Annotated in this window: 15 protein-coding genes and 2 pseudogenes; 6 read left to right on the top strand and 11 right to left on the bottom strand. The window is 58.9% G+C overall.

What is annotated here, in order from left to right; translation table 11 throughout:
- Nucleotides 1-66 precede the first annotated feature (66 nt).
- The 3 genes from ACW9JC_RS22575 to ACW9JC_RS22565 all read right to left on the bottom strand — a co-directional run bounded on the left by ACW9JC_RS22575 (nt 67) and on the right by ACW9JC_RS22565 (nt 1868).
- On the bottom strand, nt 67-555 hold the full coding sequence (locus ACW9JC_RS22575; RefSeq protein WP_457457700.1) for a GNAT family N-acetyltransferase: 489 nt from the start codon (nt 553-555) through the stop codon (nt 67-69).
- A gap of 98 nt (nt 556-653) precedes the next feature.
- Complete coding sequence (locus ACW9JC_RS22570; RefSeq protein ID WP_457457698.1) at nt 654-1139, bottom strand: GyrI-like domain-containing protein; 486 nt, start codon at nt 1137-1139, stop codon at nt 654-656.
- A gap of 66 nt (nt 1140-1205) precedes the next feature.
- The gene (locus tag ACW9JC_RS22565; protein ID WP_150703105.1) at nt 1206-1868 is read right to left on the bottom strand and encodes a LysE family translocator; all 663 of its coding nucleotides are present in this window, start codon (nt 1866-1868) and stop codon (nt 1206-1208) included.
- 139 nt (nt 1869-2007) lie between these two features.
- On the opposite strand from ACW9JC_RS22565, the gene alaC reads away from it, so the two are divergent.
- The gene (gene alaC / locus ACW9JC_RS22560; RefSeq protein WP_457457696.1) at nt 2008-3216 is read left to right on the top strand and encodes an alanine transaminase; all 1209 of its coding nucleotides are present in this window, start codon (nt 2008-2010) and stop codon (nt 3214-3216) included.
- Nucleotides 3217-3375: 159 nt separating this feature from the next.
- Here the strand turns inward: alaC and ACW9JC_RS22555 are convergent, their stop codons facing one another.
- On the bottom strand, nt 3376-4728 hold the full coding sequence (locus ACW9JC_RS22555) for a GntP family permease (RefSeq protein WP_034149192.1): 1353 nt from the start codon (nt 4726-4728) through the stop codon (nt 3376-3378).
- A gap of 81 nt (nt 4729-4809) precedes the next feature.
- Entirely contained in the window at nt 4810-5343 is a 534-nt protein-coding gene (locus ACW9JC_RS22550; protein ID WP_338582560.1) for a gluconokinase, read from the bottom strand.
- Between the two features lie 215 nt (nt 5344-5558).
- On the opposite strand from ACW9JC_RS22550, the gene gntR reads away from it, so the two are divergent.
- The 3 genes from gntR to ACW9JC_RS22535 all read left to right on the top strand — a co-directional run bounded on the left by gntR (nt 5559) and on the right by ACW9JC_RS22535 (nt 8095).
- The gene (gene gntR / locus ACW9JC_RS22545; protein WP_338582561.1) at nt 5559-6590 is read left to right on the top strand and encodes an HTH-type transcriptional regulator GntR; all 1032 of its coding nucleotides are present in this window, start codon (nt 5559-5561) and stop codon (nt 6588-6590) included.
- A 135-nt stretch (nt 6591-6725) separates the two neighbouring features.
- A complete protein-coding gene (locus ACW9JC_RS22540; RefSeq protein ID WP_457457693.1) occupies nt 6726-7361 on the top strand; it encodes a glutathione S-transferase family protein in 636 nt (211 codons plus the stop codon).
- A 170-nt stretch (nt 7362-7531) separates the two neighbouring features.
- Complete coding sequence (locus ACW9JC_RS22535) at nt 7532-8095, top strand: hypothetical protein (protein ID WP_457457702.1); 564 nt, start codon at nt 7532-7534, stop codon at nt 8093-8095.
- A gap of 113 nt (nt 8096-8208) precedes the next feature.
- Here the strand turns inward: ACW9JC_RS22535 and ACW9JC_RS22530 are convergent.
- The 6 genes and pseudogenes from ACW9JC_RS22530 to ACW9JC_RS22505 form a co-directional block, all read right to left on the bottom strand.
- Nucleotides 8209-8625, bottom strand: a pseudogene (locus ACW9JC_RS22530) (methyl-accepting chemotaxis protein); the annotation flags it as partial.
- 129 nt (nt 8626-8754) lie between these two features.
- Nucleotides 8755-9423, bottom strand: a pseudogene (locus tag ACW9JC_RS22525) (PAS domain-containing protein); the annotation flags it as partial.
- 666 nt (nt 9424-10089) lie between these two features.
- On the bottom strand, nt 10090-11103 hold the full coding sequence (locus tag ACW9JC_RS22520) for an ABC transporter substrate-binding protein (protein WP_457457691.1): 1014 nt from the start codon (nt 11101-11103) through the stop codon (nt 10090-10092).
- A complete protein-coding gene (locus ACW9JC_RS22515; protein WP_457457689.1) occupies nt 11100-11642 on the bottom strand; it encodes a sigma-70 family RNA polymerase sigma factor in 543 nt (180 codons plus the stop codon). Before ACW9JC_RS22515 ends, ACW9JC_RS22520 begins: the two co-directional genes overlap by 4 nt.
- 116 nt (nt 11643-11758) lie before the next feature.
- On the bottom strand, nt 11759-12550 hold the full coding sequence (locus ACW9JC_RS22510; RefSeq protein WP_457457687.1) for a phosphate/phosphite/phosphonate ABC transporter substrate-binding protein: 792 nt from the start codon (nt 12548-12550) through the stop codon (nt 11759-11761).
- 139 nt (nt 12551-12689) lie between these two features.
- Nucleotides 12690-13631, bottom strand: a complete 942-nt coding sequence (locus tag ACW9JC_RS22505) for a fatty acid desaturase (protein ID WP_457457685.1) — start codon at nt 13629-13631, stop codon at nt 12690-12692.
- 327 nt (nt 13632-13958) lie between these two features.
- Here ACW9JC_RS22505 and ACW9JC_RS22500 point away from each other — a divergent pair, with 327 nt between their 5' ends.
- Both ACW9JC_RS22500 and ACW9JC_RS22495 read left to right on the top strand, forming a co-directional pair.
- A complete protein-coding gene (locus ACW9JC_RS22500; protein ID WP_457457683.1) occupies nt 13959-14396 on the top strand; it encodes a GNAT family N-acetyltransferase in 438 nt (145 codons plus the stop codon).
- Nucleotides 14397-14457: 61 nt separating this feature from the next.
- Nucleotides 14458-15276, top strand: coding sequence for a class I SAM-dependent methyltransferase (locus tag ACW9JC_RS22495; protein WP_457457681.1), 819 nt, complete (start codon nt 14458-14460; stop codon nt 15274-15276).
- Nucleotides 15277-15324 lie beyond the last annotated feature (48 nt).

The raw sequence follows: 15324 nt of genomic DNA, 5'->3' as shown, positions 1-15324 counted from the left end.
ATCCTGTTTTTTAAAAAGCAAAATCAAAAGATCGCAGCCTGCGGCAGCTCCTACAGGGAATATCTTTTACAGCTTCAGCACCATCTCATGCCACGCCATGCCGCCATGGTCGGACGCCGAGGGTTTGATGTAGGCAAAACCGAACCCGGCGTACAGCGGAATATGCCGCTCCTTGCACATCAAATTGATGCTGGCTTTGTCCATCACGCGCATGCGCTCGATGAACTCGCCCATCAAGCGCTTCGCCAGCCCTTGCCCCTGATAGTCCGGATGCACCACCACCGACATGATCACCACGTGCGGCCCGGCCGGGTCGTGGCCGATCAGTTCCTTGAACGCTTCATCCGACATCTCCACCTGAAACGCCGCACCGGAATTGATGAAACCGGCTACGACACCCTCCACTTCGGCAACGATGAAACCCTCGGGCCAGGTGGCGATGCGGGTGGCGATTTTCTCGCGGGTCGCCGCTTCGTCACCTTCGTAGGCAACGGTTTCGATGGCGTAGCAGCGGTCAAGGTCAGCAGGCGTGACATTGCGGATGAGGGTGTTCATGGCAGCTCGGAATCAGCGGGGGAAAGGCAGGGGATCATAAATCAGCCTGCGTGCGACATCGAGAGACGAATCGGCAGATCCGCCTCTCACTGCCTTGATCACGCCTTGATCGGCAGCCAGATTTCCAGCTTGCCGGTGTTGAGCTTCGGGTTGAAGTCTTCGCTGTAGCGTTCGAATTCCGGGGCGTCAGCCGTTTGATGACCGGACTGCGGCAGCCACGTGCCATGGATGTACTGGAAGGTTTGCGGCAGCGTTTCCAGCGGCCCTTTGTGCTCAAACACCAGGTATTGCTGGGGCTGGACTTCTACCCAGCGGTAGGTGTCCGGCAAATCGTCGAGCTTGCTGATCTCGACGCCGGCGATGTAATCGAAGCCGCCCTTGCCGTCGAAATTGCAGCAGATGCCGTAGGTCACTTCGCCTTTTTGCCCTGGCACTTTGCCGATGTGGGGAATGAATTTTTCCCAGAGTTCGGGAATGCCTTTTACGGTTTGCTGGGTAAATGTTCCGCCAAGCCCTGCAATCAGCAGGAAGTGTCCGTGCTCGATGCGTGGCTCGGACACTTCGACGCGTGTTTGCTCATCCATGACTCGACTCCTGCGCTTAAAAGTGGGTTCGGCTGGGAGTATAGAGGCCAAACCTGATTCGCCCAATTACAGGGCGTGCAACTGCTCGACGGCGCCTGCGCCGACAAACTCGTTATAGCCCGATAGGATCACGTAGACCGCGAAATAGCAGAAGATCGCCGCCGATGCCATATAGGAGTAGCGCAGCAGTTTGTCACCGAGCAACTTGCCCCCGTGGCTCGCGGCGAAGCACAGGCCTGCGGACCACAGCAGCCCGGCACAGAGAAAACCGCCGAGGAACAGCGCCGAACTCAGTGCACCGCCGCCACCGGACCGAGCGATCAGCGTGCCGCCCACTGCTGCAAACCAAAGAATCGCGCTGGGCGACGACATGGCGAGAAAAATCCCACGGAAGAATTCCTTGCGATGGGAGTTGTGGCCAACCTCGGCAGTCTCGGCCAGAAGAGCTTCATGGTGTATCGCCGAATAAATCATCTTCGCCGCGAAGTACACCAGCAGCGCCGAACCGCCGATCCACAGGACCCAGCGCACGGTTTCGTATTGCAGCAAAACAGTCATGCCGGCCAGCGCCAGCACGGCGTAGATCAGGTCGCCGACGCAGGTGCCCAAGCCCAGCGCAAAGCCTTGAAAATAGCCGCGTTGCATCGCCAGGGTGATCATCGCGATGTTGGCCACGCCGATGTCCAGGCACAGCGAAAGGCTCAGCAAAAAGCCACTGGTAAATTCCATCGAACCCTTTCCTTCGGACAAATTTGTTTATTTTGAGGCTGGACAGTCTGCCACAGCTGACCGTACATTCCGCCACAGGTCACCGCAGTGACCAGCGTCGCTCGGACGGTTCCGGGCGCTTACGTTATCCGAGGCAACAATGGCCGAACAAGGTTCGCCGCGCCGCTTTGCGCGCATAGATCGACTCCCCCCTTACGTTTTCAACATCACTGCCGAGCTGAAGATGGCCGCCCGTCGTCGTGGCGAAGACATCATCGACTTGAGCATGGGCAACCCCGACGGCGCCACGCCGCCGCACATCGTCGAAAAACTCGTGCAGGTCGCCCAGCGCGAAGACACCCACGGTTACTCGACTTCCAAAGGCATTCCGCGCCTGCGCCGGGCGATTTCCAACTGGTACAAGGAACGCTACGAGGTCGACATCGACCCGGAAAGTGAAGCCATTGTCACCATCGGTTCCAAGGAAGGCCTGGCGCACTTGATGCTGGCCACCCTCGACCAGGGCGACACGGTGCTGGTGCCAAACCCGAGCTACCCGATTCACATCTACGGTGCCGTGATTGCCGGCGCCCAGGTGCGTTCGGTGCCGCTGGTGCCGGGCGTGGATTTCTTCGCCGAACTGGAACGGGCCATTCGCGGCTCGATCCCGAAGCCGAAGATGATGATCCTTGGTTTCCCGTCCAACCCGACCGCGCAATGCGTGGAGCTGGATTTCTTCGAGCGCGTGATCGCCCTCGCCAAGCAGTACGATGTGCTTGTGATCCATGACCTCGCTTACGCCGACATCGTCTACGACGGCTGGAAAGCCCCGTCGATCATGCAGGTGCCGGGCGCAAAGGACATTGCGGTGGAGTTTTTCACCCTGTCCAAGAGCTACAACATGGCAGGCTGGCGCATCGGCTTCATGGTCGGCAACCCGGAACTGGTCAACGCCCTGGCGCGGATCAAGAGCTACCACGACTACGGCACCTTCACCCCGCTGCAAGTGGCAGCGATTGCGGCGCTGGAAGGCGATCAGCAATGCGTGCGCGACATCGCCGAGCAGTATCGGCAGCGGCGCAACGTGCTGGTCAAAGGCCTGCATGAACTGGGCTGGATGGTGGAAAACCCGAAAGCGTCGATGTACGTCTGGGCGAAGATTCCTGACGCCTATGCACACCTGGGTTCGCTGGAGTTCGCCAAGAAGCTGCTGGCCGAAGCCAAGGTTTGCGTCTCGCCGGGTGTTGGATTTGGTGAATACGGGGATGATCACGTGCGTTTCGCGCTGATCGAAAACCAGGACCGGATTCGTCAGGCCGTGCGCGGGATTCGCGGGATGTTTCGGGCGGATGGGTTAGTTACTAAATAACACGATCCCCTGTAGGAGCTGCCGCAGGCTGCGATCTTTTGATCTTGCCGTGCAGAGTCAAAAGATCGCAGCCTCGTTTCACTCGACAGCTCCTACAGGGATTTGCTTCACCCACAAAAAAACCGCATCGCTGCGGTTTTTTTGTGCCTGTCGAATCGCTTAGACGAACAGCGACAACAACAGAATAAAGCCAAGGCCCACCACAGACAGGATGGTTTCCATCGCGGTCCAGGTCTTGAAGGTTTCGGCCACGGTCATGTTGAAGTACTGCTTCACCAGCCAGAAACCGGCGTCGTTGACGTGAGACAGGATCAACGAACCTGCACCGGTGGCCAGTACCAGCAGCTCACGGTTCACACCCGGAATCATCCCGACCACCGGCACCACAATGCCTGCGCCAGTGATGGTCGCTACGGTCGCCGAACCGGTGGCGATACGAATCACCGCCGCCACCAGCCACGCCAGCAGGATCGGCGAGATTTGTGCGTTCACCGCCATGTGGCCGATCACGTCACCCACGCCGCTGGTTACCAGCATCTGCTTGAAGCCACCACCGGCACCGATGATCAGGATGATCGCGGCAGTCGGCGCGAGGCTCGCATCCAGCCATTTCATCATTTGGCTGGAACCGATGCCCTGCTTGTAGCCGAAGGTGTACAGCGACAGCAGCAACGCCAGCAGCAACGCCGAAATCGGGTGACCGATCAGGTCCATGAAGGCGCGGAAGATGTTGCCATCCGGCAGCACGACGTCGGCAAAAGTCTTGAGCAGCATCAGGAACACCGGCAGCAGCACGGTCACCAGGGTGATGCTGAAGCTCGGCAGTTCAGCCGAATCGGTTTCGCGCGCCAGTTGATCCACCAGCTCCTGGTTCGGGTGACCGGGGATGTGCTTGGCGATGAACGTACCGAAGATCGGACCCGCAATGATCGCCGTTGGCAGCGCAACGATCAGACCATAAAGAATGGTTTTGCCGATGTCGGCACCAAACACGCCGATGGCCAGCAGCGGCCCCGGGTGCGGCGGCACAAGACCGTGGACTGCGGACAGACCGGCCAGCAGCGGGATACCGATCTTGATGATCGACACGCCAGTGCGACGAGCCACGATGAACACCAGCGGAATCAGCAGCACGAAGCCGATTTCGAAGAACAGCGGAATGCCCACCAGGAACGCGGCGAACATCATTGCCCACTGCACCTTGTCCTTGCCGAAGGCGCGGATCAGGGTCTGGGCGATCTGGTCTGCCCCGCCCGACTCGGCCATCATTTTGCCGAGCATGGTGCCCAGCGCCAGGATGATGCCGACGAAACCGAGCACGCCACCGAAGCCGTCCTGGAACGCCTTGATGATCGTGCCGATCGGCATGCCGGAAGTCAGCCCGAGGAAGGCTGCGGCAATGATCAGGGCAAGGAAAGGGTGCAACTTGAACTTGGTGATCAGAACGATAAGCCCGATCACCGTGACCACTGCATCGAGCAGCAGGAACGTCTCGTGGGACATGCCAAACATTAGGGGTGTCTCCTGGTTGTTGTTGTTATTAAAGCGGGTAATTCGAAAGCCATAAGGACAGCGCTATCTCTGCAAGCAAAATTAACCGGCGCGCTTCAAGCCGTGCTCAAGCCACCAGTGGTGAGCCTGAACGGCCAGCTCATCGACGCTGTGGATCGAGGCATCGAGGGCCAGGGTCAAGGGCTCGCCGACGGGGGATTCGAGGGTGGCGAACTGGCTGTCGATCAACGTCGACGGCATGAAGTGACCCGGCCGGTGGGAAACGCGGTCGGCGGCGACTTCGGGGGTCAGTTCAAGGAACACGAAGCCAAGGCCCGGCAAGGCACTGCGCAAGCGTTCGCGATAAATGTGCTTGAGCGCGGAGCAGGTCAGCACCGGGCGCTGGCCCGTGGCGTCGATGCGGCGCAGTTCATCGCACAGGCTGTCGAGCCAGCCGGCACGGTCTTCATCGTTCAGGGGGATTCCCGCGCTCATCTTTTCGATATTGGCGGCAGGGTGGAAAGAGTCGCCTTCAATGGCAGTGGCGCCGCTCAATTGGCACAGGGCCTCGCTGACGCACGTCTTGCCGCAACCGGCAACGCCCATGATGACCAGGGCGGTGATGGGATGATTCATGTAACACCTCAGCGCGCAGACAGCGCTACCTTTGCCAGTTATGACACTAGACCAAAAGCAGAAGTTGCCGACGCCTTTCTTGTCATTTTATGGGTTGCAGCATGTTCGTTCCCAACGCCAAAAAGCGAGGATCAGGCGAACCCCCGCTCACGCATTTGCAGCTGCATCGAGACAGCGCTACCTTAGTGCCTTGAATTTTGTTTGGCAAGCCGTCGATGAATCCAACTAAAAACGATAAAAATACCCGCACCACTGGCCGCCCTACCCTGAACGAAGTTGCCCGCCTGGCCGGTGTCAGCCCGATTACCGCCTCGCGCGCGTTGCGCGGCGTCAGTACCGTGGCCACCGAACTGGTGGAAAAGGTGCAGAAAGCGGCGCTGGAACTCAACTATGTGGTTAACCCCGCCGCCCGCGCTTTGGCTTCGGCGCAGAGCCATTCGGTGGTGGTGCTGGTGCCGTCGTTGTCCAACCTTTTGTTCATCGACACCCTGGAAGCCATTCATCAGGTTCTTCGTCCCAAGGGCTTCGAAGTGCTGATCGGCAACTTCCACTACTCCCGCGACGAAGAAGAAAACCTGCTGCGCAACTACATGGCTTATCAGCCGCGCGGTTTGCTGCTCACCGGTTTCGACCGCACCGAAAGCTCGCGGCGGATGATCGAAGCCAGCAACATTCCGTGCGTGTACATGATGGAACTGGACAGTGCCGCCGGGCTCAATTGCGTCGGTTTTTCACAACTGGCCGCCGGCGAAACCGCCGCCGAACATTTGCTGTCTCGTGGCCGCAAGCGCCTGGCCTACATCGGCGCACAACTGGATCAGCGCACCTTGCTGCGTGGCGAAGGTTTCCGCCGCGCTCTACAAAAGGCCAGCCTGTATGACCCGGCCCTGGAAGTGCTGACCCCTCGCCCGTCTTCCGTAGGCCTGGGTGGCGAATTGTTTTTGCAGATGATCGCCAGCCATCCCGATGTCGATGCGATTTTCTTCGGCAACGACGACCTGGCCCAGGGCGCGCTGCTTGAAGCGATGCGCCACGGGATCAAAATCCCTGAACAAGTAGCGATCCTCGGCTTCAACGACCTGCCAGCCTCGGCCCACATGGTGCCGCGCCTGAGCAGCATCAGCACCCCACGCGAAGCCATTGGTCGCCGCGCGGCGGAGCAGATGCTGACCTTGATGGCCGGCAACACCGTGGCCAAACCGGTGCAGGACATGGGGTTTGAGTTGAAGGTGCGCGAGAGTACCTGACTTTCACTCTCCCCCTCGTAGGAGCTGCCGAAGGCTGCGATCTTTTGATCTTGAATTTAGAAACGAAGATCACAAGATCGCAGCCTTCGGCAGCTCCTACAATTGTCTATACGCCATTCTCAATGGAGTAGCGCAATGGAACACTCACTGAAAATTCTCGGCAAAGCCTCGTCGATCAACGTCCGCAAAGTCCTGTGGACCTGCGAGGAATTGGGTCTGTCCTTCGAGCGCGAGGATTGGGGCAGCGGTTTTGCCTCGACCCATAGCCCCGAGTTCCTCAGGTTCAATCCCAACGCCCAGGTGCCGGTGATCATTGATGAGAACGGGGTGTTGTGGGAGTCCAATACCATCTGCCGCTATCTGGCCGGCAAACACCAACACCACCACGAACTGCTGCCCGGCGAACCGGCTGCGCGCGCCCGGGTGGAACAGTGGATGGACTGGCAGGCCACCGATCTGAATGCCTCGTGGAGCTACGCGTTCATGGCTTTGGTGCGCAAGGATCCGGAGTATCAGGACGCGCATCGCATCGACGTCGGCGTGCGGGGCTGGAACCAGAAGATGGGCATCCTCGAACATCAACTCGCGACCACCAAAGCCTATGTCACCGGGGCCAAATTTACCCTGGCCGACATTGTCATCGGCCTGTCGGTCAATCGCTGGTTGATGACACCCATCGAGCGCCCGGACTGCCCTGCCATCGACGAGTATTTCAAACGCCTGGCGCAGCATCCCGGCTTCCTGAAGCACTGCTGCAATGGCCTGCCCTGAACTGTAGAGCCGTGCAGCAAACGTTTGCCGTTCAGCGGCAAAGCTTGACCGCGAACCCTGCTCACCCCTCCAATAAAAATCATCAACCAATTGATTTAGTTGATATTTTTTCTTTAGGCACACTCTTTGCTCAAGGCACCGCACCACAAAAACCCACAAGGTCACTCATCATGTTGGTCAGTGCAAAATCAAACCTGGTAATCCCTCTCCCTAAACGCCCTGGTGAGGACCCGACCGCCGAAGCCGCCGCCGGTCTTCAAAGCGTCATGGCCCAGGCCCTGCAAAACAATGTGCAGGCGCAAACCACGCAAGCAACGACGCAAGTCCAGGAATCGGCAACCCAATCGGCTACGCAACAGGTCAGCGAGGCCGCCAAGGTAAGCGACAACGTCGATGAGGCGTTCGCCAAAACCCGCGTGAACCTGCAAGCGGTCTATGCGCCGCTACCTGAAGGCGTCAAGGACGCGATCGGGACCAAAGGCTCGGCCACGGACGAGTTCAAGGACTACATGAGTAAAACCCCGGAGCAGCGCATGCGTGATGCGATCCTTCAGGAGATGGGTCTGACTCAGGAAGAAGTCGAGCAGATGCCGCCGGAGCAGCAAAAGGCGATCGGCGAAGAAGTTGCCCAACGCATGCAGGAAAAGGCTGAAATCGCCAAGGCTGAAAAAGAGCAGGAAAGTGGCGACCAGAACAAACTACAGGTGGTCGACAAGTTCCTCGCTGCGCTTTAACGGGCGGGCGTGTAGGAGCTGCCGCAGGCTCCGATCTTTTGATTTTGATTTTTTACAAACAGGATCAAAAGATCGCAGCCTGCGGCAGCGCCTACATTTGGTTGCGCTGCGTGTTAATTCAACTGCAACGTCGAGTTGAACTGGCTGATCGCATCCACCACATGCCGCGAGCCCTGCTGAATCTCCAGGATCACCTCCCCCGCCTCGTTCGCCAGTTCCACTCCGAGCCCCGTTCGACTCAAGCTCGATTGCATGCTCGACACCGCACTCAATGACAAATCATGGTTCTTGCGCACCACGTCGACGATTTCCAGCGTCGCCTGGCTGGTGCGTGCGGCGAGACTGCGCACTTCATCGGCCACTACCGCAAATCCACGCCCGTGTTCACCGGCGCGGGCCGCTTCGATCGCGGCGTTGAGCGCCAGCAGGTTGGTCTGATCGGCAATGCCGCGGATGGTCTGCACGATGGTGCCGATGATGTCGGACTGTTTGCTTACGGCATCGATGCTCAGCGCCGCTTCGTTCAGGTCTTTGGAAATGTCCTGGATGATCTGCACCGTCTGCTGCACCACCTCCGAACCCTTGCGTGCACAGACGTCGTTTTGCACCGAGGTGCTGTGGGCCGATTCTGCGGCGGTTTGCAGGGTGGTCATCTGCTGGGTGATGTCACTGGCGAATTTCACCACTTTGTACAACCGGCCCTTGGCGTCGAACAACGGATTGTAGGAGGCTTCGAGGAAGACTGTCTGACCTTGCTTGTTCTTGCGCTCGAAACGGTGCGAGTGATATTCGCCGCGATTGAGCGAGGCCCAGAAATTCCTGTAGGCCTGGGACTCGGCTTCCGCGCGATGACAAAACAGACTGTGATGCTGACCGACGACTTCGTTGAGTGAATACTGCATGGTCTTCAGGAAGTTTTCGTTGGCGGTGATCACCCGGCCATCCGGGCTGAACTCGATCACCGCCATGGAACGGCCAATGGCGGCGAGCATGCTTTCGTTTTCGTGTTCCTTGTTGACCCTCGCCGTGATGTCGGTGGCGACCTTGATCACGCTGCGTACCTGCCGGTCGGGGCCAAACACCGGCATGTAACTGGCCTCGAGCCAGATTTCCTTGCCGGCCTTGTTCAACCGAGAAAAAGTGCCGCTGACTGGTTCGCCACGAGCCAGGTCACGCCACAATTTGGCGTACTGCTCGCTGCGATAAAACGCCTCTTCGCAGAATATCCGGTGATGTTTGCCGCGTACCTCGTCGACGCTGTAACCCATGGCGACGCAAAAATTTTCGTTGGCATCGAGCACGATGCCGTCCGGCGTGAATTCAATCATCGCCATCGAACGGCTGACGGCCGCCAACTTGGCATTGGCCTCGGTCAGCGCACAGCTAAAGCGTTCGATCTCAAGCAGGTCAGCTTTGTGATGAAGGTTAAACATGGTCGTATCACCCTAAGCGCGGTTTTTTGATTCATGAAAGTTTCAGGTCTTTCAAATCCACCACTACGTTCAATAGAACAGGCACACGCGCCCCTCCAAAAAAGGAAGGACCAGTCAGGTGATTGATGATGTTCGATCGGAGGGGGTCCCTATTGCGACACTCTCATCAAGACATCCTTCTCTTGATAGCCCGCAGGCGGGCCAACCCTAACGTGCTCATAAGCAAACTCCCTTTCAGGACAGCTCCATTCAAGTGTGTCGGTGCCTTGGTTTGCGCACTCTGGGACTAACCGTGACATTGCGGTCGACATAGTTAGTTACACGTGAGCATAGACAGACACGTTGGGCTTGCAAGGCCACTAGTCGGCCAGTATCGAGGACAAAAACGATTCAGCTTAGAGGGGAGCCGCTATGGCCACGGTATTGGCGAACGGCTTTGAATCGATCGCGAGCAGGATCGCGCCTACAGGAAATCTGCGGTGATCAGCATTTTTGTGAACACAGAGAATCAATTGTAGGAGCGAGCCTGCTCGCGATGGCTATCTTCAAGTCACGTTGAAATTACAAACTCGCACTCACCTTCGTGGCCACCTCACCCGGCACCCAGTCCTTCCACACCTGCGGCTGTTCTCGCAAAAACGCTTCGGCGACTTCCCGCGGCTTCTGCCGTTTTTCACTCATCTGCCCCAGGGTGTGGTTCAGCAGATCAATCGGCAGGTCGACTTTTTCGAAGAACGCCACCAGGTCCGGGTACTGCGCCTTGAACGGTGCAGACACGCCAATCGCCAGGCTGGCCGGCATCGAGCGGGTGCCCTTGGGATTCGGGTTGTTGGCGTCGGCCAGAGTTTTCCAGGCTTCGGCGTCGAACGGCGGTTCGTCGAGCTTCACCAGTTTGAAACGGCCCAGCAACGGCGTTGGTGACCAGTAGTAGAACAACACCGGTTTGCCACGACGGATCGACGACGCAACTTCGGCATCCAGTGCCGCGCCGGAACCCGTGCGGAAATTGACGAAGCTTTCGGTGAGGTCATAGGCCTTGAGTTTCTGGCTGTTGACGATCTCCGAGGTCCAGCCGGTCGGGCTGTTGAGGAAGCGGCCACGGCTCGGGTCTTCGGGGTCGCGGAACACGTCTTTGTACTTGGCCAGGTCCGCGACGGATTTCAGCTCCGGCGCCAGGGGTTTGATGCCGCGCTCCGGGTCACCCTTGATCACGTACTCTGGCACCCACCAGCCTTCGGTTGCGCCCTTGACCGTGTCACCCAAGCCAAACACTTTGCCTTCCGCGGCGGCTTTGACCCACGCCGGGCTGCGTCCGGCCCACTCTTCGCCGATCACTTGAATATCGTTTTTCGCCAGCGCCGCTTCGAGGCTGACGGTGCTGCCCGGTAAGGTGTCCGTCGGGTAGCCATAACCTTTCTCGACGATCAGGCGCAGGATCTCGGTGATCAGGCTGCCGCTTTCCCAAGTGATGTCGCCGAAGTGAATGGGCGCGGTTTTTTCCGCTGCTGATGCCTGGTTGGCAATCAGGCTCAGGGCCAGCAGCGAACTGCCGAGCAGGGTTTTGATCGATCTCATGCAGACCTCTTGTTTTGCAGGGGGCGGTTTAGGGATTGATTGGCGCTGTGCCGGGCGCAAAGGGCCTCGGAGCGGGTCATGTAGACGCTGACCGAGCGCTGGGAAATGCCCAGCTCGGCGGCGATTTGCGGGTAAGTCAGGCCGTCGACCCGCGACAACAGAAATGTCGCCCGAACCTTGCCAGGCAGGCGCGCCAGCGTGCGGTCGAGGCCCTGTAGTGCCTGGGTCAGTTGCACCAGTTCTTCGGGTGAAGGCGTTGAGGGTTTATCAACCTGCAGCAACTGATCGAGGTGCTGACGCTCCAGATCGCGACGACGCCAAAGTTGATAGACCAGGCGTCGGGCGATGGTGGTGAGCAAGGCGCGAGGCTCGCGGATGGCGACCGTCTGCGGCGCTTCGAGCAACTGCACGAAGGCTTCGGCGGCGATGTCTTCGCAACCGCTTCCCAAGTACTCGCGCAATCGCGCACAGAGCCAGGGGTAATGGGCGCGGAACAATCCGCCCACGTCATTGCGATGGGAAAGGTCGGTGCCGGACATAAAGGCTCCAGGGTTAGGGGTCGCTGAATGTCCGGTCGTCCGGTGACGCGATCCTAGCAAGGAGCCTTATTCATTAATAATATTTAAAATGCATTTTTATATTCTATAAATGCATTTCAGCGTAACCGCCCATAGCCCAGCGCTTCAGTCTCGCGCTGATAGTCGAGCACCACCTCATAGTCGGCCTCACGGGCCGGCAGCACTTCCCGCAGACCAAGGATTCGCGCCACCTCCGGCAGCTCGCCCAAGGTCTGGTTCATCACCTGCCGAATCTCTTCCGCCTGTTCAACACTGACGCCCGCAGCGGTGATGTACGGCAAGGTCGGGCTGAAGGCACTGTGGGCGACAACGCGCAGGCCGCTCACTTCCGCTTCGGCGTGTCGAGCCAGATAAGCGAAGGTGACGCTGTCGATGGCCGCCAGGTCAGCCTGGTCTTCGCGCAACCAGCGCAGGCTTTCACGATGGCTGCCGCTGATGCCGACCTCGGCAAAAAAACGCCCTTCCCGATGCAGCGGCGCCAGGCGATGACGCAGCAGGTTCATGCCGCTGTTGGAGTCTTCGCCATTGATCACGCCACGGCTGCCAAAAAACTCCGGCAAGGTGCGCCGCTGATCATCGGCGCGACTCAGCAGCAGGCTGCAATGGTTGCCACCGCTGCTGTCCGGCAATTCATAGCGCGGGCGGCCGAGCACCCGGACCTGACCGCGCAAAGCTGTCATCAGCGGATAGCCGCAGGTTTGCGTCAGCAGCAAGTGCGGGGATAGCCAGAGGTCGGTCAATGACAGGCCTTCGGCGTTGCGGCGCGTGGTGCCCAGCCGTTCGAGGATGCGCGCCAGCCAGCGCTCGTTGGCCTGGCGGATGGGCTCGGGGGCGACGTACATCAGGAGTTCGGCGAGGTGGTGTGTCATCAAAAATTCCCCATACAACGAAGATCTCTGTGGGAGCGGGCTTGCCCGCGATAGCGATCTACCTGAAAACATTGATGTTGGATGTGCCGGCCTCTTCGCGGGCAAGCCCGCTCCTACAGGGTCCGGAGGTGGCCAGACATCAGTGAAACGGATGCCGCGGACTGTCGATCGCCCTCATCCCATGCTCACGCCACAACTGGCCATACCCGCGCACCAGAAACCCGCCGCTGCGCGCCAGCCATTGCTCGCGACGTGCGCGATAAGCGCGGGGCAAGTCGTACCAAGGCAGGCCCGGCAAGTCGTGGTGCACCAGATGAAAATTGAGGTTGAGGAACAGCCAGCGCCACGGCCACGCCGCTTCGTTGAGCACGGTGCGCTGCTCCGGTGCCGCGTGCGGACGGTGTTCATAGTAGGAGCGAATCATCGCAATCGACAGCGCCGGCACACTGATCAGCAACAGGTAATGCCACACCGGCAATGCGCTGTAGCGCGCGATGAACAGCAGCATCACTAGGGTCAGCGCGCCATGGCTGAGCCACATCAACCAGGCCTGCCGTTCGCCGTTTTTCAGGCGTTGCAATTCTTCCGCGGCCAATGACAGCAAGGCCAGCGGCGCACCGATGGCGAAGCGGCCGAGCACGGTTTTGTTCAGCCAGTGCAGGCCTTGTTCGAACAGTGAACTGCCCTGCCAATGCTCGGCACTCAAATAGCGACTTTCCGGATCACGACCGGGAAGGGTCAGGTCTTCGTCGCGGTGATGCAGCAAATGGCTGTCGCGATACAGGGTGTAGGGATACCACACGGCGAACGGCGCATAGCCGAAGATTTTGTTCAGCGCCGGCCAGCGGGTCGGATGGCCGTGCAGCAGTTCGTGCTGCACCGACAGCCAGAGCACCACAACCGGGATCAGCAACAACGTACTCAACCACAGGCCCAATCGATGGCTGCCCAGCACGATGGCGAACCACGCGCTGTACACGCCGATCAACAACAGCCAGGTCGGCCACTCGGTGCGGGCGGTCAGGCGTTGGCGCAGGGTTTCTATTTCTACTTGATGGGCGCTATCGAAGTAATGAGGCATGGCGTTGCTCGGATCGGGGACCAGTCCCCTTCTGTGCAACGGCGGCGGGATTTCTTGCAGATTATTTTCGGTGTCGCTCCCGCATTGCGCGGGAGCGATCGGTCAGCGCAGGATCAATGGCCGAACACATTCACCTTCTTGGCTTTCTTGTCGGCGCGCTTTTCAATGGCGGTTTTCGCCGGCTTTTTCTTGTCGGCTTTCTTTGAATCCATACCTTTGGACATGATGCGTACTCCACTCACAGGGGATGTGAGATCAGGTATACACCTATCCATGCCGGCGCGTTCTTTTATAATCGCCGGCTTTGCGCACCGACAGTCCAGGATCATGCCCAGCACCCAATTCACCCAACTCGATGAGCCGCTTTGGCCATTGATGAACAAGTTTTACCGCGCTCATCAATCGTCGATGAAAGCGGTTCGCGATGCGCAATTGTGGGTCGCCCGACGCAATGAAATTATTGGCGCGTTGTGTTTGCGTCCGGTCTCCGGCGGGCATTGGCTGACCGGGTTGTTTGTCGATCCGTCGTGTCGCGACCAAGGGATTGCCGCCGCGTTGATCACGGCGGCGGTGAAGGATTGCGAATTGCCGGTGTGGCTGTTCTGTCATCCGGATTTGCGTGGTTTTTATGAGCGGCGCGGTTTTACGTTTGATCCGCCAATGCCCTACGCGATGGTCGAGCGCTTGAGTCGTTATGCCCGCAGCAAGCCGATGATTGCGATGGGCTTAGAACCGTTGGTTAGGTCCACCGACGATAATGTGTGATCGGTCCGACAGGCCTGCGTGCTAGCCTCGGCGTCGACTTCGACTTCACTCAGGACGCCCCATGAAACCTGCTCTTCTGGCTGTGACGCTGACCGCTTTGCTTGCACCTGTTTTCAGTCATGCCGCCGCGCCGACGGTGACCGCCGAGCAATACGCCAAGGTCTTGGCCGGCAGTTGGCGGGCTCCGGAAAACGTCGCACGTGATGGCTATCGTCATCCGCAACAGAGCTTGCAGTTTTTTGGCTTGGGACCGAAGCAGACGGTCATTGAAATCACCCCCGGCAATGGCTGGTACAGCGAATTGCTGGCGCCAGTGCTCAAGGAAAATGGTCATTACATCGCGGCGGTCCAGGCGCCGACGGTCAGTGACTATGCGCGTAAGAACGAAGAGAAGCTGAAGAGCAAATTCGCTGCTGCTCCCGCTCAGTACGCCAAGGCTCAGGTGCTTGAGTTCGATCCGAAAGCCCCGGCATTCGGCCAACCGGGCTCGGCGGACACCGTGCTGACCTTTCGCAACGTGCACAACTGGGTGCTGGCGGACACCGCGCCGCTGATGTTCCAGGCCTTCTTCAAAGTGCTCAAACCGGGTGGCGTGCTCGGCGTGGTGGATCACCGGGCCAAGGACGGGGCGTCACTGGAGGACATCAAGCACAGCGGCTACCTGACCACCGATTACGTGGTGAAAATGGCGACCGATGCGGGTTTCAAGCTTGAGGCGCAGAGCGAAATCAACGCCAACCCGAAGGACACCAAGGACTACCCCGAAGGCGTGTGGACCTTGCCGCCAGCGCTGACATTGGGCGAGAAGGATCGGGCGAAATATGTAGCGATTGGTGAGTCGGACCGGATGACGCTGCGGTTCGTCAAACCCGCGAAATAAAAAGCAGAATCAAAAGATCGCAGCCTTCGCCAGCTCCTACAATTCAGT

It is taken from the genome of Pseudomonas sp. SDO5591_S426, assembly GCF_054070755.1.
The sequence above is the reverse complement of the archived record's forward strand: the minus strand, read 5'-3'. Positions and strand labels throughout refer to the sequence as shown.